This window comes from Vibrio sp. CUB2 (assembly GCF_001557945.1).
In the GTDB taxonomy this organism is placed as follows: Bacteria; Pseudomonadota; Gammaproteobacteria; order Enterobacterales; family Vibrionaceae; genus Vibrio; species Vibrio owensii.
Genome location: NZ_LNRB01000019.1, coordinates 50716 through 73013, shown reverse-complemented (window position 1 = coordinate 73013; position 22298 = coordinate 50716). Strand labels below are relative to the sequence as shown.

Here is a 22298-nt window from a genome sequence, read left to right as displayed (position 1 = left end):
TGAATGCCAACTTTTCGTTATCAAGGCCGCACTTTAGACGGCTCATCAACCAGTGGCAAAGTCGATGCGGTGAATTCCGAAGCGGCAGCGGAAGCATTGATGAATAAGGGGATCATTCCTCTAAACCTGCGATTAGAAAAAGAAGCGGTTAAAAGCAAAGTCAGCTTATCCAAGTTACTCGTGCCTGCGATTCCGCTTGAAGTGATTATCCTGTTTTCACGTCAGCTATTTAGTTTGACCAAAGCAGGCGTGCCATTGCTACGTTCAATGCGTGGTCTGCTGCAAAACTGTGAGAACAAACAACTTAAAGAGGCGCTTGAAGAAGTAGTCGCGGAATTGAGTAACGGCCGCGGCCTTTCCTCTGCGATGCAACCACATACCAAAGTGTTTAGCCCGTTGTTCGTTTCGATGATCAACGTTGGTGAAAACACCGGTCGCCTCGATCAAGCCTTGTTACAGCTAGCAAACTACTACGAACAAGAACTGGAAACGCGTAAGCGCATCAAAGCAGCCATGCGCTATCCAACTTTTGTGATCGTATTTATCACTATCGCGATGTTTATTTTGAACATTCTGGTTATCCCAGAGTTTGCTTCCATGTTTACACGCTTTGGTGTTGAGTTGCCGCTGCCTACCAGAATTTTGATCGCGACGTCGAACTTCTTTGTGAATTATTGGGGTTTGCTGATCGCGGCGATCATTGGTGCGTTTATTATTTTCAGATCTTGGGTGGCCACAGCTGACGGTCGAGAGAAGTTCGACAAACTGCGTTTAAGACTGCCTATCGTCGGCGATATCGTGAACCGTGCTCAGCTTTCTCGTTTCTCAAGAACGTTTTCGTTGATGTTGAAGTCCGGTGTGCCGCTTAACCAATCATTAGCTTTAGCTGGTGAAGCGTTAGGTAATAAGTTCTTAGAGAACCGAATTCTAGAGATGAAAGCGGCGATTGAAGCAGGTAGTACCATTTCAGTCACGGCAATCAACAGTAAGATTTTTACGCCTCTGGTTATTCAGATGATTGCGGTTGGTGAAGAAACGGGTCGTATCGATGAACTGCTATTGGAAGTGTCGGACTTCTATGACCGTGAAGTCGATTACGATTTGAAAACCCTAACCGCGCGAATAGAACCGTTACTTTTGGTCATTGTTGCAGGCATGGTTATGGTGTTGGCCTTGGGTATCTTCCTGCCAATGTGGGGGATGCTGGACATCATCAAAGGCGGCTAACGGCGTGGTCGAAAATCAAAGTCGAGCGACACTGATTCTAGCGGGTGTCGTCGGTATTATTGTGCTGGCAGCATTTATGCAAAAGTTGAAACCGATAGAGCAAGAAGCGCAAGCAACAGGAGCGAAACTTGCCAAGGTTTGGATGCAAGATAGCGTGCAGCGATACCACCAAGCATGGCTCGTCCATGGAGAGCCTAAGTTGCTGTTAATGGATGGTTTTGAGCTTAATATGACTGAAGGGGGCTTAGTGTCACCTTTCAGAACAAGCGGTGCACTCGATTGTGACTATTGGCTGACGGTCCATTACCCGCAACGTAAAATTATGGCGAGCGAGTTGTTAGAAATTCGTGGGGCAATTAAAAGTAATAGTTATACATGTAACTATACTTATGAAAATGGACAGAGAGTTGTTGTTATATCAGACGCTAATTACCTGAAAATAGACGTCGAAATGTCGGCGGAGTGAATTTTTTGACACTTAAGTACTATAAATAGGAATGAAAGTCGGTATAATGCAAACATTACCATAAGCAAAAGGTTGTAATAAAAAGTAAACCAAACTTGGGATATCTTTTTTGCACGACTTTAACTTAATAATGGCGAATCGTCATTCTGCTCAAGCGGTAGAAAAAGGGCTCAATGGATAAACCTTGGTTTATTGTTGAGATGCCACACCGTTTTGACATTATCCAAAATGGTCGCATGACCGATAAACTTTGCAGTCACTCTGCATGCTTACATAGAGAGAGTAAACAATGAAAAGACAAGGTGGTTTCACCCTTATCGAATTGGTAGTGGTAATTGTAATCCTAGGTATTCTAGCGGTAACTGCAGCACCACGTTTCCTTAACCTGCAAGATGATGCTCGTGATTCAGCACTTGATGGCTTGAAAGGTGCTATGACTGGTGCGGCTGGCATTACTTACGGTAAAGCAGCAATTGAAGGTCAAGAAGCTGCCGCTGACGGTGCAATTAGCATTGGTTCATCAACTCTAGGCCTTACTTACGGTTACCCGGACGCTACATCTGCAGCACTATCACTAGTTGTTGATGGTTTGTCTGAAGACTGGGTTGTAAAGCACTCTGTAGACACAGGCGCGAATCCATACATTTCATATGGTTTCGATAACTACGATTCGAAATGTGTGAAATACAGCCAAGCTACAGGTAAAGATACTCCTGCGACAGTTGTTGTTACTAGCACTGCTACTGAATGTGGTTCAAACTAACATTCTCAGGATAAAGGCCAGCTAGTCTGGCCTTTATCTCTTTATTTTGATTAATCTCGGAATAGTTCATATGCGTAAATCATCGGGTCTTAGTGCAATAGAGTTTGTGGTTGTGCTGATTATCTTAGGTGTTATCGGTTATGTGGTATTACCAAGATTTATCAGCTTTGAACCAGAAACTTACGAAGCAAAGTGGGAGCAAACCAAGCAAACCGCTGAGCACGTTTCTGAGACGCTAAGCAACAAAGAAACTTACGATCGAATTGAAGAAGAATTGGAGCGCTCAAAAGGAGAGAAATGACCTTTGGCGGTTATTTGTACACTTGCTCACAGTTCGAATTTAAAACTTATAAACCTATCATTATTCTCATAATTTCATCGTATACTTATTTCGCTTGTCCTAAGCCTAAGGTTGGGTTATGAAAATTCGCAGCTCTACATTAGGGTTTACATTAATGGAGCTGATCCTAGTGATCGTCCTCCTTTCCATTCTTTCTCTCTACGCTGCTAGCCGCTTTATGGGCAAAGGTAGTGTCTCCGCGTTTGCGCTTCAAGAGCAGGCTATTTCAGTGATTCGCCAAGTACAGGTGAATCGTATGCAGTCAAATACCTCAACCACCAATGATAATTTTCAGTTACAAGTCTCTTCTAATTGTATTGGTTCAGTGGAGGCATGTTCATTAACTGGTAGTGCGAAAGAGGCTCGAAGTGATTTAGTTGAAGATGACTCTGCAACGTTCAGTTTAACTGGAGCAACAAGCCCAATTAGCTTTGATTTGTTAGGGAATCCATTGAGTGTTGCTTCTGGTGGCGTGTCTATTCTTATCCGTGATGTAAACGGTCAAAGCCAATGTCGAGTGCTGATTAACTCTCAAGGTTATGTCTCTGAGGGTTCATGCTCATGAGAAAGCAACTCGGTATGACCTTAGCTGAAATGATCATTGCTATTGTCCTGATGGGCATAGCGATGGTTGCGTTTACCTCCTTTCTCGTACCTCAAATTCGCGACTCTGCAATGCCACATTACCAAACCCGAGCAACCGCGCTTGGGCAAAGTTTTATGTCGCAAATTTTGGCGCGCGGTTTTGATGAGAACAGCGACTTTGATGGCGGTCTATTACGTTGTGGTGAGGATTCGACTTCCTGCACTTTACCAGCCAATCTTGGTCCTGATTCTGGTGAGTCTATCCCCGAAAACTTTGACGATGTAGATGATTACATCGGTTGTTGGAGTACACCAACGACGGCGAGTCAATGCCAAGGGACGAACCGTGGCAATATCTCAGATATTTTGGGCACAAGTAGTGAAGACAAGTACCGAAACTTCCGAGTTGAAGTTGGTGTGGCATATGACAATCTGACAGCAACACCACCGACAGGAATCACTAACTATAAAAAAGTCACGATTACGATTTTTGCTAGTAACGCTCAAGCTCTGACATTAACTGCAATAAGAGGTAACTACTGATGAAAATTCGTGGTTTCACCTTAATGGAAATGATCGTCACCATCGTGATCGGCAGCTTCATCATGCTTGGTATTGCGGGTTACGTGCAACTAGGTATGAAGGGATACGCAGACACGATTGACCGCCAACGAATGCAAACGCAAGCGCAGTTTGTGCTAGAGAAAATGTCGCGAGAAATTCGTCACGCAGTCCCAAACAGCTTTCATGTCCCTACCGGAACGATTAACTGCTTGGAGTTTATGCCGATTGAATATTCTGGTTTTTACACGCTGACGAATAACAATTTAGAGTTTCTGCTAGGCAATGACTCTACATTGAATCCTATTCCAGCGGATCGTTGGATGGTGATCAATCCAAGCCGCTATGAAGATTTGCAATCTGCCTCTCCCCAGAGTTTGGCGGTTGGCAATCTAGCGAAAACTGGTGATGTTTTTGTTGTCAGTGGTGCAGCTAGTGCGATTGGAGGGTCTTCCATTTCTAGCCGTCATTATATCTATCAAGATAACTCTGAAGTTCGTTATTGCTTCGACAATGGTCGAATCATACGGAATGATATTACGGTCGCGGACAGTGTAGATACTTCCGCTAGCGATATGCATTACCTCGAGCCAACACTTCAACGTGGCGGTATCGTGCATATCAATTTAGAGTTCACTCAAAATGGGGAGCGTAGTGTTTACCAACAAGACGTACAGGTGCTAAATGTCCCATAAAAAAGCTCAGCAAGGTAATGTCCTGATCGTCGTATTGTTCGTCATTATTGTGATGGGTTATCTAGCCGCATCTTTAATGAAGGTGAGTTGGTCAAACCAAAGCACGTTAACCAGAGAATTCTTAGGAACGAAAGCTTGGTTTATTGCGCAATCTGCCAATGAGTGGGCACTAACTCAGCTTTATCCTTTAAACGACACTACTCCAGATGTGGCCGATTTTTGTGCCAATACGGTAAGTGGCGCTACACCAAATGTTACGCAAGGCACTGGTTGTCAATTACGTGCTATGACATGTTCAAACATTGGTACCTTTAACGCAGGTACCTCTGAAGCTGAATCTCTATTTAGGGTGCAAGCCACAGCAATTTGTGGTTCCGGGGTTGCACAAGTACAGCGACAACAAGAGATTTGGGTTAGGGAGTAAATAATAATGAAAAAACTGTTTAATTTGGTAGTGGCTACCATTGCTTGCTTACTTGTATTTCCTGCTTTCGCTGGGACGTGTGAGTTTTGGGGGAATAAAAGCTTTGAAGTTACTTTTGATGTCGTAGGTCCTGCGCATAATAGTTATGTGCTTCTTGAGCACAATGGTAATCACCCTGATGAAGTTCTTTGGTACACAACGGACCGTCTTTCCAATTCAAATCATTACTTTTATGAACCAAACTTGTTAGAAGGTCAGCGTTATAATATTCGTATTGACTACTCTGTATCATCTGCGACCCTGAAGTATTACCGCAAGTTTGCTAGTGAGAGTCACTGGCTACTTATTGAAACCCAATCTGGCGTTGATTTGAAAAATGGTAAACTTTCCCTTGTTCATTCTGGCAGCCCAAGCAACGTAGATTGTGGTGATGGTGACGAACCTAACCCTGTTGAGCCTGAAATCCCTGATAATGTCTGTCAGTATTTCCCAGAACCGATTCAAGGTATGAAAGGCGTTACAAATAACACTCTTGTTGTGCCAAACAAATCTGCGCGGGCGTTAGGTTGGTCAGAAGACTACAAGGCTTATTATACTGTTACAGATAAACAAGATTTATTTCGCTACTCAAGCTCAATGCCTACTCCGAGACAATCAAAATTTATTCTGGCGGGCTTTGACACGGTGAGTCAATTGGATGCTCAAGATCGTTTATATATGGAGCCAATGTGTGACTCAGATGCTGGCTGTGATGTGGGTAATAAAGATGGCTACCTAGAAAGCCGAAAAGCGAATGAACCACTGGGCGTGGCTACCAACTTTGGCGATGGTACATTACGTATTACTGCTGAAAATATAGGACAGATTTGTTCTAACAATAGTCTTTGTCGAGCTAATACGTATTCAGTTGATGGAAAAACAGGGATCGAAATTCAAGTTACATCGAATTTAGATACGCTAGATGTAAATCAATACAACTCACCTTATGATCAAGTGAAAGTCATTCTTCCAAATCAAACTAATATCAAGAAATTAGTTATGGAGGTCGGGACAAATGATGATGTGCGCCTAGTGATTCCCGAAGATGCAGAGGTAACTCTCGGGCAATGGAGTCATACTGGGCATGGTAAGTACACTTTTTTCAACCAGTCGAAAATCAATGTCAGTGGGGATTCTGTAATCTTCAATAACCCTATTGCGATAACTACTCATTACTATGTAACGATTTATGCTCCTGATGCGAACATAATTTTCAAAACTCGCAACCCTGATTTTTATGGCTTTGTATTAGCAAATCGCATTAGTTTTGAGAACCCAATAACTGTTCATGGCTCTGTGACGTCTCGACATCTAACCATGAAAAACGGTGTAGTTATTAAGAAGCCAGATTACTCTTGTCCAGTTCAGCCTCCAGTCCAACAGTGTAATCTATTACCGAAGGAAACGTTTAGCTCATCTAATGTAGATAACTGGTCTGTTATTGGTTACGGCAGCAGTGTTAAGCCACAAGTAATTAATGGGCGCTTCAGGTTAAATGATAATCGTGCTCGTCAAGCTACGGCTTCGGCATACAATTACTTGTTCCCATCCAAAGAGAATTATCTAGAAATAGAGTTTGATCACTATGCGTATGGTAGCTCTCGTAATGGTGCCGACGGTGTAGCTCTCGTGATTTCTGATGCTAATGTTCCTCCCCAAACAGGAGCGTTTGGTGGTCCACTAGGCTACGGTATGAAATTGAGAAAAAACCACTCACACGAAGTCTCACAAGATGTTGAGGGCTTTGCTGGTGGTTGGTTGGGTATTGGTATCGATGAGTACGGTAACTTTTATCGAGAAGGTGGAGAAAATCTAGCTCGCAATGGTATTCCTAACAATGTTGGTATTCGGGGCGCTGGTTTAAAAGATAGTGATGGGAAATGGTTACGCGGATATAAATACATTAAAGGTCAGCAGTTTAATGGTGATTTAGATAATCGTAAAAATAAGCGCCATCGCTATAAAGTTATTTTAAATTCACGAAAATCTGGCGTTATTACACTTTCTGTTCAACGAAAAATCAAGAATGGGCAGTGGAGTACGGTTATTCGTGACTTTGACGTCTTAACTGAGGGAGGTTTTAATTATACTCCGGAAAACTTCCGTATCTCGGTTACAGCCTCTACTGGTGATTATACTAATACTCACGAAATGGATAACTTCCAAGTTTGTGCTGATAAATACCAAAAAATTACGGACGGTATTCATCACTTTGAGTTTGATTACGCAGGGACAGGAAGTATTTGTCAGGCCTCTGAAGTTACGCTTCGTGCCTGCATGGATGAATCTTGTTCAAAAACTTATCCTTCTTCAATATTGAATGCGAATCCAGGAGCTGTAGTTGATCCAGTGACGGTCTCCTTGTTACCTCAATCTGATTCTCTTGTGGCATGGGAAGGTGGCGATCATGTTACGTTCTCTGACTCAGTGTCATTGAAGTTACAAGCATTCCAATCAGGCTCCGCAAAGCTTGGGATTGCAAGTAGCTCGGTTCCGCAGTTTGGTTTTGACGGTGCGAAGTGTCGTATCGCTGGTGGTCCGCTATCTGAACAAAACTGTAATATCTTGTTTAACTCTGCTGCATTAGGGGTCACTGTGCCGGATAAAGTCGCAGGTAAGCCATTCTTTAACACTGACGGAGATGCATTATATAGCAACCAAAGCTCACCATATTTAGAGTTTTGTAGCTTGCCAAGTCAGCAAGGTGGTAACGGCGAAAATCGAGATGTTCAGCTGTCTATCGAAAGAATAGAGCCGAAAAGTAACGTAGTATCAGTACCAGCTTACATTTCTTTCAAAAAACGAGATGGTAAGTTCAGTGATGAAGTTAGTGTTGGAACAACTGATGTTGATATCGCAAATGTTTATTTTAATAACCAAGGTAAAGCATATTTTAACCTGAGATACCCTGAAGCTGGCAAGGTTGCGCTGAAGGCAAGAATTAAAGATGAAAGTGATTCCTTGGGCCAGAATAGCTTTGTTAGTTTCCCTGCATACCTGACGCTGTCAACTGATGGGGGACTATGTAGTTCAGGTTCTTGTTCTCAAGGTTTTGTGGCTGCTGGTGAACCTTTCGATATGTTCGTAACAGCGTATCAATTTGGCGGAGCATTGGCGAAAAACTATCAGCAAGAAGGGCTATCTGTCGCTCATAAAGTGACTTATCCAACGACTGGCGCTTTGTCAGTCGGGGTTTTAGGTAAGGACGTGTATGATCATGATACGCCAACAAATGCAAAAGATTCAATTGAGCAAAGTGTTTCCGAGGTTGGGGCGTTTGAGTTTACAGTAACGCCACCAGAAACCTACTTGGGTAGTAAAGCATTTGTGATTGAGCCCGCGAAAGGAGTCATTGGTCGATTCTACCCTAAATACTTTAAAGTTTACCCAGATGAAAGTGTGGACTGGGATTATCCCAATGCGCAGAGCTTTGCTTATATGAATCAGCCGTTTGGAGTGAGTAAGTTCTATGTTGAGGCTCTAAACGCGGGGAAAGGTGCTTTAACTAACTACACATATTTTGATGACTCTTTACTGGCAAAGTTCAACCTATATGAGAATGGGGCGTACACGTCTCGTTTCTCTTCTGTTAAGACGTACAGCGGAGCATGGAAGGAAAACTCAGGTAAGTCGCTCGCGGATTCTAGAAGTGTAGGTATTTATACGGGCTCAAGTAGTGATGGTTTGTTTGTAGAGAAGGGAAATGGAGCTCATTACCCTGATGGGCCTTTCAACCTGTTTGAGCAAGGTAAGGACACATTAATTTCAATCACAGGCTCAAGTGCTAGTAAGGATCCTGTGACGGTAATCGAGAGTGATTCTGTTTTGGCTCCACAACCCGATATCCGCTTCGGTCGTGTCGACCTAGATGATGTTGGCGGTAACCAAGGTACGACATTGCGAGTACCACTTCGAGTTGAATACTGGAATGGCAGCCGTTTTATCGCCAACTCTGATGACAGTCAAACTAGTGTACTTGGGGAAACTGAAGATAGCTCTCAGGTACATATTTGGCCTACAGATAATACTGCTAAAGTTGTTTCTCTAGGGGCTGGTGGTCGAGTTAGTTCAGGTTATTCTCGTTCAGTTACTGCAATGGAGGCGGAGTCTTACCGTCAACAAACTCGTGTGTGGCTTCAGCTTGATGGTGTTCTAAATGCAATCCCATGGCTCAAATACGACTGGGATAAAGATGGCTCAGAAGAAAACCCATCATCGGTCGTCACGTTTGGTATTCACCGCGGTAATGACCGCGTGATTTATCGGGGTGAACCGGGGTTAACCGGACAATAACAAACTTCGGTTTCTTGCGTTAAGTAAGGAAACTGCAAGAAATTGAGGCTTTCTGCTCATGTTTGTGTACCAATGCCTTGCTGTGACAGCGAGGCATTGGTACATTTAGGACAATTTTTGTCTTCTAAATTTTTGCAGGATGAGCGAAGAATATGTTTAAAAAACTTCGTGGCATGTTTTCTAACGACCTATCTATCGATTTAGGTACTGCCAACACTCTAATTTACGTAAAAGGACAGGGCATCGTCCTTGATGAACCTTCTGTAGTTGCTATTCGCCAAGATCGTGTAGGTTCTGCAAAAAGCGTTGCTGCTGTAGGCCATGCGGCAAAACAGATGCTTGGTCGTACGCCGGGCAACATCTCAGCAATCCGTCCAATGAAAGACGGCGTTATCGCTGACTTCTACGTAACAGAAAAAATGCTTCAGCACTTCATCAAGCAAGTGCACGACAACAGCATCCTTAAGCCAAGCCCTCGCGTATTGGTTTGTGTTCCTTGTGGTTCTACTCAAGTTGAGCGTCGTGCGATTCGTGAATCTGCACTAGGTGCTGGCGCGCGTGAAGTTTACCTAATTGACGAGCCAATGGCGGCGGCAATCGGTGCTGGCCTTCGCGTATCTGAGCCAACAGGTTCTATGGTGGTCGATATCGGTGGTGGTACAACCGAAGTTGCGGTTATCTCACTAAACGGTGTGGTTTACTCTTCTTCTGTACGTATCGGTGGTGACCGCTTTGATGAAGCTGTGATCAACTATGTACGTCGTAACTACGGCAGCTTGATCGGTGAAGCAACGGCTGAAAAGATCAAACACGAAATCGGTTCTGCTTACCCTGGTGATGAAGTTCAAGAGATCGAAGTTCGCGGTCGTAACCTTGCAGAAGGTGTGCCACGTAGCTTTAGCTTGAACTCAAATGAGATCCTAGAAGCACTGCAAGAACCACTATCTGGCATCGTATCTGCAGTGATGGTTGCTCTTGAGCAATGTCCACCAGAGCTAGCGTCTGATATCTCTGAAAATGGTATGGTACTAACAGGTGGTGGTGCACTACTGAAAGACCTAGACCGTCTACTAATGGAAGAAACTGGTATTCCAGTAGTTATCGCTGAAGACCCACTAACGTGTGTGGCTCGTGGTGGCGGTAAAGCTCTAGAAATGATCGACATGCACGGTGGCGATCTATTCTCTGAAGAATAAAATGCAGGGTGAAGTCCACATGGGCTTCACCTTCATTTCCGCTCTCTGTAATTTCAATCTGCTCCATACCAAGAATCCACTTACATTAGATTCTCTGGTTGCCAAGTAAGGCTCAATAATCATGGTAGCAATCAGGTTAAAAACAAGATGAAACCGATTTTTGGCAGAGGTCCATCTCTGCAATTACGTCTGTTTTTTGCTGTCATCGTGTCGGCGAGCTTGATGCTGGCTGATAACCGTCTAGATACGTTTTCCAACGTCCGATACCTATTGAACAGTATGGTTGCGCCAATTCAATACGCAGCTAATTTGCCTCGTAGCATGTTCGATGGAATGTTCGAGAGTTTAAACACTCGTCAGGCACTGATTGAAGGCAATCGCAGTTTGAAGCGAGAAGTGCTTCGCCTGAAGAGCGAGCTGATCTTGCTCGACCAATATAAAGAAGAAAACCAACGCCTGCGTAAACTGCTCGGCTCTTCATTCGTCCGTGACGAAAAGAAAGTCGTTACAGAAGTGATGGCTGTAGATACCTCACCGTATCGTCATCAAGTGGTGATTGATAAAGGTCGTATTGATGGTGTTTACGTTGGTCAGCCTGTTATTAACGAGAAAGGCATCGTTGGTCAGGTAACGTTTGTTGCAGCGCACAACGCACGCGTATTGTTGCTAACAGATGCGAAAAATGCGATTCCTGTTCAAGTGATTCGTAACGATATTCGTGTGATCGCTTCCGGTAACGGTGAAGTGGATGAAATCCAACTGGAACACATCCCAACCAGTACAGATATTCAAGTGGGCGACTTGCTAGTGACGTCGGGGCTCGGTGGTATTTACCCTGAAGGCTACCCAGTCGCAACCGTCACGAATGTCGATCATGACACTCGCCAAGAGTTTGCATCGATCAAAGCGGAACCTGTGGTTGAGTTTGATCGCCTGCGCTACTTGCTGTTGATCTGGCCGAATGAAGACCGTCAACACAAAGTACTGCAATCCAATGTCGAAGAAGGTTCAGAGCAAGAGGTAACCGATGGCCAATAGTGTATTTAGAAGCCGAATGGTCATCGGCGTTAGCTTCTTTGTTGCGCTAGTCTTACAAACTATTCCATGGCCGGGCGTGCTCGATTTGCTGCGTCCGTCATGGCTATTTCTAGTGGCCTGTTACTGGGTGTTGGCATTGCCTCACCGTGTTAACGTCGGTACCGCTTTGATCTTAGGTTTATTGTGGGACATATTGATTGGTTCTACGCTCGGTATCCGAGGGATGATGATGTCGATCATTATCTACTTAGTAGCCTTGAATTTCTTGGTGATTCGTAACATGGCGCTTTGGCAACAATCTATCTTGATTGCCTTTTTTACCGTGCTACTGGAACTTCTCATATTCTGTGGGGAATATTTGAACCAAGACGTAGTATTTAATCCATTATCTCTGTGGACAGCGGCAATAAACTGTATACTTTGGCCATGGATGTTTTTACTTATGCGACGCGTCCGTCGCGCATGGCACGTAAGGTAGCGTTGTGAAAAAGGGCTTATCCCTCGTTCTCGCATCGGGTTCTCCGAGAAGAAAAGAGTTGCTTGCTCAATTAGGTTATGACTTTGATATTGTGCTTCCTGATATAGAGGAAGCCAAACAAGACCACGAGCAAGCAAAAGACTATGTTTTGCGTCTCTCTCTGGAAAAAGCTCAAGCAGGCTTAGCGATGGCTAAGCCTGATTCCGTTGTATTGGGCTCAGATACCGTGGTGGTATACGATAACCACGTGTTAGAAAAACCTAGAAATTTCGAAGATTCAAAACGCATGCTCAGCAATCTGTCCGGTCGTCAACATCAAGTGATGACAGCTGTGAGCATCGTATCAAAAGAACAACAACATTCAGTGGTCGTTATCACTGACGTGTGGTTCAAAACACTGACTGAAGAAGAAATAGAACGATACTGGCAGTCAGGGGAACCATGCGATAAAGCTGGAAGTTATGGTATTCAAGGACTCGGTGGGCGTTTCGTCACCCGAATCGAAGGCAGTTATCACGCCGTAGTAGGCTTACCTTTGTTCGAAACCGATCAGCTAATTCAAGAATTTTTATAATTGTTTTGAGGTGTGCACATGAGTGCAGAATTGCTGCTAAACGTGACCCCGAGTGAAACTCGTGTGGCCATGATTGAAGGTGGAGTACTACAAGAAGTTCATATAGAACGTGAATCGCGTCGTGGCATTGTTGGCAATATCTACAAAGGCAAAGTGAGCCGAGTATTGCCAGGCATGCAAGCGGCGTTTGTTGATATTGGTCTTGATAAAGCGGCGTTCTTACACGCGTCAGATATCGTTCCACACACCGAATGTGTGGCAGAAAACGAAAAGCAACAATTCCAAGTTCGTGATATTTCTGAATTGGTTCGCCAAGGACAGGACATCGTTGTGCAAGTGGTGAAAGACCCGCTGGGCACGAAAGGCGCACGTCTTACAACCGATATCACCTTGCCATCACGTTATCTTGTCTTTATGCCAGGTGCTAGTCACGTCGGTGTCTCTCAGCGTATTGAAAGTGAAACAGAACGCGAGCGTTTAAAGAAAGTTGTCAATCACTACTGTGATGAGCATGGTGGCTTCATCATTCGTACTGCCGCAGAAGGTGCAGACGAAAAAGAGCTTTCTCAAGATGCGGCATTTTTGAAGCGTTTATGGCTGAAAGTCATGGAGCGTCGCTCGAAATATAAAACGCGTTCTACCTTGTACGGTGAGCTAGGTTTAGCACAGCGCATTCTACGTGATTTTGTTGGCACTGAGCTTGACAAAATCATGGTCGACTCTCGCCTTGAATACGAGAATCTGAAAGAGTTTACCTCTGAATATGTGCCAGAGTTGACTGAGAAGCTTGAACTGTACGAAGGCGATAAGCCTATCTTCGATATGTACGACACAGAGAACGAAATCCAACGCTCTCTGGAACGCAAAGTCGAGCTTAAGTCCGGCGGCTACTTGATCATCGATCAAACGGAAGCCATGACTACGGTCGACATCAATACCGGCGCGTTTGTTGGCCGTCGCAATCTAGAAGAAACCATCTTCAATACCAACGTTGAAGCGACGCAAGCAATCGCACGTCAACTTCGTCTGCGTAACCTTGGTGGCATCATCATTATCGACTTTATCGATATGGCATCGGATGAACACCGTAAGCGCGTTCTAAGCTCTCTTGAAGCAGCACTGTCAAAAGACCGAGTGAAAACCAACATTAATGGCTTTACTCAACTAGGCTTAGTGGAGATGACTCGTAAGCGCACGCGCGAAAGTATTGAACATATCTTGTGTTCAAGCTGTCCTACTTGTGAAGGTCGCGGCAGCGTGAAGACTGTCGAAACTGTGTGTTACGAGATCTTGCGTGAAATTACCCGTGTTAACCGTGCTTACGATGCGGACAACTTTGTTGTGTACGCGTCACCGTACGTTGCGGAGACACTACTGGGTGATGAATCACACGCATTGGCTGAACTCGAAGTATTTATTGGTAAGCAAGTTCGTATTCAAGCTGAACCCCTGTACATACAGGAGCAGTTTGACGTCGTCATGATGTAATTGGAAAATTTGTGAATTCTGGTTTTAACCGTTTCGGGCGTTTCTGCGCGTGGACTTTAGTTACTCTGTTGGTGCTTCTGGCCATCTTAGTAACCACACTGCGCGTAGCATTGCCACAACTTAACCACTTCCAAGATGAGATCAAAACCTGGGTCAAACAAGGCACAGGTTTTGACTTTTCTATTACCAGCGTTGCTGGTTCTTGGCGTAACAGCCATCCCTCTATCGCCCTGCAAGGTTTAGAAGCGAATCTGCCGAATAATCAAGACGCTCGTTTTGCAGTGGATGAAATCCATATTGAATTCGATTTGATTCAATCTCTTCTGAGTTTTAAACCGGTTGTCGCTGATTTAACGATCGACGATTTAGCGTTAGACATCCGCACCGTCGACCTTCTGTCGAAATCAGAAGACAAAGAGCCACAAGCGAATGTCAGCAAAAATGAAACTAAGCTGATAGATCAATTAGACTCCTTATTGCTGCGTCAGTTTGAAGACTTCACCATCACAGATTCTCGCATTTGGTATAAATCCGTTTCAGGCGAAACACGCCGTTTGGACATCGAGCAATTACGTTGGAGTAACCAAGGTAAGCACCACTTAGCTGAGGGCACGGTAAGCATTGCGGACGCCAGTCTCAACTCATTGTTAGTACGTGCTAACTTCAAAGATTACGGTTCGCTGCGTGATGTGTCGGGTGAGTTTTATGTCAGTGCGAAAGACGTCTCAGTTACACCTTGGCTAACCACTTACATGCAAGATGAGTCTGGCGTTGAGTCAGGCAAAGTCAGCTTAAACACTTGGCTGACTCTTGATCGCAGCCAGCCAAGTTATGCCTATGTTGACTTACAACCTTCCGAGCTAGTGTGGGACGAAAATGGTCGTCATGATCTGCTATTAGAGTCTGGCATTTTTAAGCTGTCTCCCGATAAAGAAGGCTGGAAAGTAAATGGTCACTCACTGCAAATCCGCACGGATGATAGACCATGGCCAGAATTGGATGTCGCCTTTGATTGGCAACCGGATGGTTGGTTACTCAACCTTTCCCAATTAGATATTGAAGCGTTAACACCACTGGTTAAGTTGGCGCCAAAGTCTGAGTCCACTACCGATTTACTCAACAAGCTTGCACCAAAAGGACGAGTGGAAGACATTCGTCTATCAATGAATGGCGGCTTAGATACCTTGCGTTACTCTGCTGAGTTAGATGAACTGGGTTTAACACAATGGGAACTGCTTCCTGGCTTTAGTCATGTGCAAGGTAAAGTATCGGGTAACTTAGAACAGGCAAAAGCGAAAGTTACCGTTATTGATGATGTCTTCCCTTATGGAGATGTGTTCCAAGCGCCACTGAACATTAAGCAAGGTGAAGTCGACATCATTTGGCAGCAAGATGAAGATGGCTGGCGTTTGTGGTCCGATAAAGTGACGGCGGCGACACCTGACTTACAAGTGCTGGGGGCATTCCGCCTCGATTTCCCGAAAGAGCAAAGTCCATTTCTTTCGTTTTATGCCGAAGCTGACCTCTACAACGCAGGTGAAACATGGCGTTATCTTCCGACTTTAGCGCTTGGGCAAGATCTCACGGACTACCTATCTACCGCGATTCAAGGTGGTAAGGTCAATACCGCAAAACTGCTTTGGTATGGCGAGTTGGCTGACTTCCCATATAAAGAGCATAACGGCATGTTCCAAGCATGGGTTGGATTGAAGAACGCGAAGTTCAGCTTTGATACTGCATGGCCGACCATCACAGATTTACAGCTCGATTTGTTGTTTGAAAACGATGCCATGTACCTAGATTCGAAATCTGCCACGCTAAATGGTGTGAAAGCGAAGCGAATCACGGGGCGTATTCCCGAGCTTGCGGAAGGCGGCCATATCGAGATCGAAGCGAAAGCAAGCGCACCGGGTAATGAAGTGCGCGACTACATGATGGCAACGCCATTAGTTGACTCTGTTGGCGCTGCGTTGACCGCGCTGCAAGTCAGTGGTCCGGTATATTCTGAGTTCCAACTCAATATCCCGTTTGACTCAGACCGAGATGCGAGAGCTTGGGGTTACGCCGATCTTAAGAACAATCGCGTAGATATCGATGCGCCGCCGATGACGTTAGAAAATGCGACAGGGCGTATTAAATTCGATAACGATGTAGTGACCACATCTGGCTTGTCAGCGGAACTGTTGAAGCAACCAATCTCACTGGATTTCCGAGGTGAGAATGCTGAGCAAGGTTATAACGTGACCATCAATACCCTTGGTGATTGGGAAGTGAATCCACTTAAACCTTACCTAGGCGAGCGTTGGTTAAGTTTGGTTTCTGGCCATGCGCCGTGGCAAATGGACATCGACCTACAACTCAACGATGTTGGCTTTACCTACCAAGTCGACGTGCTTGCTCAGCTTAGTCAGCTTGTGAGCGAATACCCATATCCATTGGCGAAAAAACGCGGCGAGAAAGGGCAAGCGAAACTGCAAGCTTCTGGCAACCAAGAAAGCATCTCGGCTCGATTACAAATCCCTAATGCGAAGTACCAGACGGAAATCGATATCTCTGGCGATGTACCTCAGTTAACCGCGACTAATCTGGTTATTGGCAATGGTGGTTTCAAGATAAGCCCAGTTGTGGGGCATGATGCTTCGATTCGTTTAGATGACTTGAGCCTCGATAAGTGGGCGGACTTAATGCACGTTCCACAAAGTACGACGCAATCAGTATTGTCGAGTATGAAAACGCCGACGATTCCGTTGCCAACGCGCGTCAGTATGGATGTGCAAAACCTAGAGCTCGGTGGTATTGAGTTCCACGACGTCGACTTAAATGCGCGTAAGAAGAACCTAAGTTGGCAGCTTGAAGTCGATAGCCAAGAGGTGAAAGGTAAAGCCAATTACCTCAAACCGTATGATCTGTCTGTTTCATTGGATCACCTGCACTTGTACATTCCGGGTTTCGATGAGATGACCAAGGAGCGTAGTTCTCTGTTTGCTAGCGAAGATCAAACTGCGCCACTTATCTCAAACTTTGACCGCAAGTTCCATGCAGAGATGCCAAACTTAACGCTGAGCATCGATGATTTTTGGTTGCAAGGTTACAAGGTCGGTAAGGTGAACGTGGATGTTGAGCGTGGTAACAACCGACTTGAATGGAAGAATGTAAACTTTAGTAGTGGTCAGAACCGTGTTGATATGAGTGGTTGGTGGGAGCTGACGAAAGAACGCAGTCATTCAAACCTGACCATGAAAGTGAAGGGTGAAAACAACAGTGACTTAATGGAGCGATTTGGTATCACTTCAGGTATCCAGCAAGCACCGTTTGAAATCAATGCCAACCTTGATTGGGATGGTGCGCCTTGGTCGATGAAAACGCAAAGTTTGCAAGGGGATGTCTCTACCGAGTTTGGTAAAGGCGTGATCACCGAAGTGAGCGGTGCGGCGCGATTACTGGGTCTGTTTAGTCTTGATTCGATCATTCGTAAGATGCAGCTCGACTTTACTGACGTGTTCGACAAAGGGATGGCATTCAACTCAATTACGGGTACAGGCAAAATCCAAGATGGCGTGTTTATTACCAACGATATTGTGATGGATGCGTTAGCCGGTGAGATGAAGATCCGCGGCATTGCCAATATGAACACACGTTTGGTGGATGCGGAAGTGAACTTCACTCCGGATATTACTTCGGGTTTGCCAATGTTGACGGCCTTTGCGGTAGCGCCTCAAACGGCATTGTATGTACTGGCTATTTCGACGGTTATCTCTCCTGTAGTGGAAGTCTTTACACAGGTAAACTACGAGGTGAAAGGCCCGCTAGATTCACCTACCGTAAAAGAGATTTCACGCAGCAAAGGTGAATACAAGTTGCCAGAAAAACTGCGTGAGCAAGCGAAGTAATTACGCGGCCAGTCTTCTGACGAACAAGGAATTGAATACATGGAACGTGTTGGCATCATTCAAATGACATCGGGTCCAGATATCGAGGAGAATCTGGACTTCATTGCCAAGCAATGTGCATTGGCTGCTGAGCAAGGTGTGAAGCTGGTTGTGACGCCAGAAAACGCTACGCAGTTTGCTAACCGAGAGGCGTACCACCAGAACGCAGAAACTTTAGGTGACGGTCTAACTCAACAGCGTTTATCAGATATCGCACAGCATAACCAACTGACTTTAATCGTGGGCAGCATGCCGATTCGTACTGAACAAGGTGTGACTACCACAACATTGGTTTTCTCACCGCAAGGCGAGTGTATTGCTCACTACGATAAGCTGCATATGTTTGATGTGGATGTCGCTGATGGGCACGGCAGTTATCGTGAGTCGGATACTTTTACCGCAGGTAATCGCATCGTGACGGTAGATACCAATATTGGTACGGTAGGCTTAAGTATTTGCTACGACGTACGCTTTCCTGAATTGTTTAAAGCGCTACGCTTAGCAGGAGCACAAGTTATTGTGGTGCCCGCTGCGTTTACCGCGGTGACGGGGCAAGCGCATTGGGAAGTATTGCTTCGAGCACGTGCGATTGAAACCCAATGTTGGATTCTAGCCTGCGGGCAAACGGGGACGCATCCGTGTGGTCGCCAAACTTGGGGACACTCCATGGTGATTGACCCTTGGGGGCGCGTTCACCAACAATTGAATGACCAAGTAGGATTGTTGGTGGCCGAGATAGATTTGTCACACAACCAGCAAGTAAGGCAGAATATGCCGCTGACTCAACACAGTCGCTTTCAAAATGAATTGAAACGGAAATAAAAGAGCTAACTATGAGCATAAACCAAATAGAACAGGCACTCCTTGCCCCAAACGGTCTGACAGAGCAAGACATCGCTGACACACTAGCGAGCATTGCGACGCGCCAGATCGATTATGCGGACATTTACTTTCAGTCCAGCTGGCACGAGTCTCTGGTTCTAGAAGACAGCATCATTAAAGATGGCTCTTTCAATATTGACTGTGGTGTCGGTGTACGAGCAGTCACAGGCGAAAAAACCGGTTTCGCCTATTCAGACCAAATTCAACTGGACGGTTTGAAGCAAAGTGCGATTGCAGCGCGTGGTATTGCGCAGCAAGGTCAAAATGGCAAAGTGCACGCATTTAAACGTTCTGATAACCAAGCTTACTACGATGCGGTAAACCCACTAGCGAGCTGGGAAAAGCAACAAAAAACTGAATTGCTATTGTCTCTCGATGCGTACATTCGTACTAAAGAGCCAATGATCAAAGAAGTGTCGATCAGCATCAGTGGTGTCCATGAGCAAATGTTGGTTGCTGCAACCGACGGTACTTACGCTGGTGACATTCGCCCGCTTGTTCGTCTTTCAATCAGTGTTCTTGCTGAAAAAGGTGATCGTCGTGAACGCGGTAGCGCTGGTGGCGGTGGTCGTTTTGGTTACGACTTCTTCCTATCTGAAACAAACGGCGTCAAACAAGCCTTCCAATTCGCTGATGAAGCGATTCGTATGGCGCTAGTGAATCTAGAAGCAGAAGCGGCACCTGCAGGCATGATGCCTGTGGTACTAGGCTCTGGCTGGCCGGGCGTGTTGCTGCACGAAGCGGTAGGTCACGGTTTAGAAGGGGACTTCAACCGCAAAGAGTCGTCAGTGTTCTCTGGCAAGATGGGTGAGCAGGTAACGTCTCCACTTTGTACTATCGTGGATGATGGCACGCTAAAAGATCTGCGTGGATCATTGAACGTCGATGATGAAGGTGTGAACGGTCAATACAACACGCTTATCGAAAATGGTGTGCTGAAAGGCTACATGCAAGACAAGCTAAACGCACGCTTAATGGGTGTAAACCCAACAGGTAACGGTCGCCGTGAGTCTTACGCGCATCTACCAATGCCACGTATGACTAACACTTACATGCTACCAGGTGAGCACACGCCAGAAGAGATCATCTCTACGGTGAAGGAAGGTCTGTACGCACCAAACTTCGGTGGCGGTCAGGTGGACATCACTTCTGGTAAGTTCGTGTTCTCTGCATCGGAAGCGTACTTGATTGAAGATGGCAAAATCACTCGTCCAGTGAAAGGTGCAACGCTTATCGGCTCTGGTATTGAAGCGATGCAGCAAGTTTCTATGGTGGGTAACGACCTAAGCATCGACAGAGGCGTTGGCGTGTGTGGTAAGGCGGGTCAAAGCGTACCAGTTGGCGTTGGTCAACCAACATTGAAGCTCGATTCAATCACCGTGGGTGGTACTGAGTAAGCATTAACTACCAATTAGCTATGACGTTAAAGATCGTCATTCCCTACCGCGACGAAGGAGCGATGATAGGGAATCTCGACTTTTACCCTAGAGCATCAAACGTTAAGCTATTAAAGAATAAAAGAGCGCTCATTGAGCGCTCTTTTGTTTTTAGGGGGAGGGGATTCGCTATAGGTTCTCTTCAGCAAATTCAGCCAAGCGGCTGCGCACCACACCATTTAGGTGAATATTGGCGCTGCCTTCAAAGTTCTTGAAGCGTTCAACCATATACGTCAAACCAGACGTCACTGGGGTTAGGTAGTGGGAGTCAATTTGAGCCAAGTTACCCGAACACACAATCTTAGTGCCTTCACCACAACGGGTGATGATGGTTTTGATTTGTGAAGCGGTTAAGTTCTGACACTCATCTAGCAGAACAAATGCATTCTGGATCGAGCGGCCACGCATAAAGTTAATCGACTTAAACTGAATGTTGGCTTTATCGCAGATGTACTTCATCGAACCTTCGGTGCAATGGTCGTTCTTGTGCAGTGCTTCCAAGGTATCGGTTACCGCTGCTAACCAAGGCATCATTTTCTCTTCTTCCGAGCCCGGCAAGAAGCCAATCGACTCACCAATGTCTGGCGTGTTTCGCGTTACGATAATCTTATCGAACATGCCTTTTTCAATGGTTTGTTCCAATGCAGCTGCCATAGCAAGGAGCGTTTTACCACTACCTGCAGCACCGGTCAGAATCACCAAATCAATATCTGGATCGAGCAGGGCATCCATCGCCATGCCTTGATAGATATTCTTCGGTGTAATGTCCCAAGCGCGGCGATGCATCATGCGCTCACGGCTGAGGTCGAGCAGGGTGAGCTTATCCTCATTGATGGTTTCTACTCGGCCTACAAAATCACTCTCTTCATCAATCACGTATTGATTAATAAAGGTCGGGTCGAACGGTTCGCGGCTGAGTTTATGGAACGTTTTTCCACCTAGCGCATAGCTCTCAACTTCATCCACGCCACTCCAAAAATCGCCTTCACGTTGTTGAAAGCCCTTGGTGAGGTATTGGATATCATCAATCAGTTGGTCCGTACGATAGTCTTCAACAAAACGCACGCCAGCGCCTTTGGCTCGCAAACGCATGTTGATGTCTTTGGTTACGAGCACGACTTCGCGTGGTGCGCGTTTGTTTTGCAGATAAAGCACCGCATTGAGTATGCGGTTGTCACCGGCTTTGTCGGCGAAGGCTTTGACGGTTTCCTGCAATTCGAAGTCCGCCAAAATAGAGATGGTGCCTTGGCTTGGGTTGTCTTTAGAAACGGGAATGCCTTCTGAGATTTCATCTGGCGTGGCTTCTCTAAATAAATCCTCCAAAGCGCGAATCGCAACGCGTGCATCTCGTGCAACATCACGTTTGCTGTCTTTGATTCGGTCGAGTTCTTCCAACACAGTCATTGGGATGACGACATCGTGTTCTTGGAAAGAGAAGATGGCGAAGGGTTCATGAAGAAGAATGTTGGTATCGAGTACAAACAGTTTCCGATCGGTATCGCCCATAGCGTCTCCTTGCCGCAGTGCGGCTTTGCTGGCTAGTAGTTAAGAAGGAACAGACTTCCTAACTCTGATTGCTTGCAATAGAGGTTGTCGGGCAATGTCGGTTAGTGCGCAACCGAGTAGCAAGACAACTTACTGCAAACCCGTGTTGATCCTAATCGTGTACTTAATGCGCTCAAATCATGCACCATGACTCAAAGCGCCCCTCAATAGAAGTATACGTAATATTTACTTCTTACAACTTAATAATTGTCATGAGTTTTTTACAATTTGATTGCATTCCTAATTCAGGAAAAAAAGTTTGCCCTCTGGGCGGTTTCGGCGTGACCTAAATCACAGCTTCAAGTAAGATTAGCGACCTTTTTCTGCGTATAGGCGACG

The 22298-nt window shown here is 45.5% G+C and carries 18 protein-coding genes; 17 read left to right on the top strand and 1 reads right to left on the bottom strand.

Going from position 1 to position 22298, the window contains the following annotated elements; translation table 11 throughout:
* The first annotated feature begins 3 nt into the window (after nt 1-3).
* The 17 genes from ATB78_RS23450 (at nt 4) to tldD (ending at nt 20375) form a co-directional block, all read left to right on the top strand.
* Nucleotides 4-1227: a type II secretion system F family protein gene (locus ATB78_RS23450; RefSeq protein WP_061010758.1), complete on the top strand. Its 1224-nt coding sequence runs from the start codon at nt 4-6 to the stop codon at nt 1225-1227.
* A gap of 4 nt (nt 1228-1231) precedes the next feature.
* Nucleotides 1232-1693 carry a hypothetical protein gene (locus tag ATB78_RS23445; protein ID WP_061010756.1) on the top strand — a complete coding sequence of 154 codons (462 nt, stop codon included), beginning with the start codon at nt 1232-1234 and terminating at the stop codon, nt 1691-1693.
* A gap of 289 nt (nt 1694-1982) precedes the next feature.
* Entirely contained in the window at nt 1983-2456 is a 474-nt protein-coding gene (locus tag ATB78_RS23440) for a type II secretion system protein (protein ID WP_061010753.1), read from the top strand.
* Nucleotides 2457-2526: 70 nt separating this feature from the next.
* Nucleotides 2527-2757, top strand: coding sequence for an MSHA biogenesis protein MshA (locus ATB78_RS23435; RefSeq protein WP_005432800.1), 231 nt, complete (start codon nt 2527-2529; stop codon nt 2755-2757).
* 118 nt (nt 2758-2875) lie between these two features.
* The gene (locus ATB78_RS23430) at nt 2876-3361 is read left to right on the top strand and encodes a type II secretion system protein (RefSeq protein ID WP_061010751.1); all 486 of its coding nucleotides are present in this window, start codon (nt 2876-2878) and stop codon (nt 3359-3361) included.
* Nucleotides 3358-3924, top strand: coding sequence for a type II secretion system protein (locus tag ATB78_RS23425; RefSeq protein WP_061010749.1), 567 nt, complete (start codon nt 3358-3360; stop codon nt 3922-3924). Before ATB78_RS23430 ends, ATB78_RS23425 begins: the two co-directional genes overlap by 4 nt.
* Nucleotides 3924-4637, top strand: a complete 714-nt coding sequence (locus ATB78_RS23420) for a prepilin-type N-terminal cleavage/methylation domain-containing protein (RefSeq protein ID WP_061010746.1) — start codon at nt 3924-3926, stop codon at nt 4635-4637. The genes ATB78_RS23425 and ATB78_RS23420 overlap by 1 nt, the downstream gene beginning before the upstream one ends.
* Complete coding sequence (locus ATB78_RS23415; protein ID WP_061010744.1) at nt 4627-5061, top strand: hypothetical protein; 435 nt, start codon at nt 4627-4629, stop codon at nt 5059-5061. Before ATB78_RS23420 ends, ATB78_RS23415 begins: the two co-directional genes overlap by 11 nt.
* A 6-nt stretch (nt 5062-5067) precedes the next feature.
* A complete protein-coding gene (locus ATB78_RS23410) occupies nt 5068-9393 on the top strand; it encodes a DUF6701 domain-containing protein (protein ID WP_061010742.1) in 4326 nt (1441 codons plus the stop codon).
* Nucleotides 9394-9545: 152 nt separating this feature from the next.
* Complete coding sequence (locus ATB78_RS23405; protein ID WP_005381144.1) at nt 9546-10589, top strand: rod shape-determining protein; 1044 nt, start codon at nt 9546-9548, stop codon at nt 10587-10589.
* Between the two features lie 147 nt (nt 10590-10736).
* Nucleotides 10737-11627, top strand: a complete 891-nt coding sequence (mreC, locus tag ATB78_RS23400) for a rod shape-determining protein MreC (RefSeq protein ID WP_009707647.1) — start codon at nt 10737-10739, stop codon at nt 11625-11627.
* Nucleotides 11617-12105 (top strand): rod shape-determining protein MreD, encoded by a 489-nt coding sequence (gene mreD / locus ATB78_RS23395; protein ID WP_020195896.1) that lies wholly within the window; start codon nt 11617-11619, stop codon nt 12103-12105. The genes mreC and mreD overlap by 11 nt, the downstream gene beginning before the upstream one ends.
* A 4-nt stretch (nt 12106-12109) precedes the next feature.
* Nucleotides 12110-12679 carry a Maf family protein gene (locus ATB78_RS23390; RefSeq protein ID WP_061010740.1) on the top strand — a complete coding sequence of 190 codons (570 nt, stop codon included), beginning with the start codon at nt 12110-12112 and terminating at the stop codon, nt 12677-12679.
* 18 nt (nt 12680-12697) lie between these two features.
* Nucleotides 12698-14167 carry a ribonuclease G gene (rng, locus tag ATB78_RS23385; RefSeq protein ID WP_005438152.1) on the top strand — a complete coding sequence of 490 codons (1470 nt, stop codon included), beginning with the start codon at nt 12698-12700 and terminating at the stop codon, nt 14165-14167.
* A gap of 11 nt (nt 14168-14178) precedes the next feature.
* The gene (locus tag ATB78_RS23380) at nt 14179-18057 is read left to right on the top strand and encodes a YhdP family protein (protein ID WP_061010738.1); all 3879 of its coding nucleotides are present in this window, start codon (nt 14179-14181) and stop codon (nt 18055-18057) included.
* A gap of 39 nt (nt 18058-18096) precedes the next feature.
* Nucleotides 18097-18918 carry a carbon-nitrogen hydrolase family protein gene (locus ATB78_RS23375; RefSeq protein ID WP_061010736.1) on the top strand — a complete coding sequence of 274 codons (822 nt, stop codon included), beginning with the start codon at nt 18097-18099 and terminating at the stop codon, nt 18916-18918.
* Nucleotides 18919-18929: 11 nt separating this feature from the next.
* Complete coding sequence (tldD, locus tag ATB78_RS23370; protein WP_061010734.1) at nt 18930-20375, top strand: metalloprotease TldD; 1446 nt, start codon at nt 18930-18932, stop codon at nt 20373-20375.
* 168 nt (nt 20376-20543) lie between these two features.
* On the opposite strand, the gene ATB78_RS23365 is transcribed toward tldD, so the two are convergent.
* The gene (locus tag ATB78_RS23365; RefSeq protein ID WP_005438161.1) at nt 20544-21920 is read right to left on the bottom strand and encodes a PhoH family protein; all 1377 of its coding nucleotides are present in this window, start codon (nt 21918-21920) and stop codon (nt 20544-20546) included.
* Between the last annotated feature and the right edge of the window lie 378 nt (nt 21921-22298).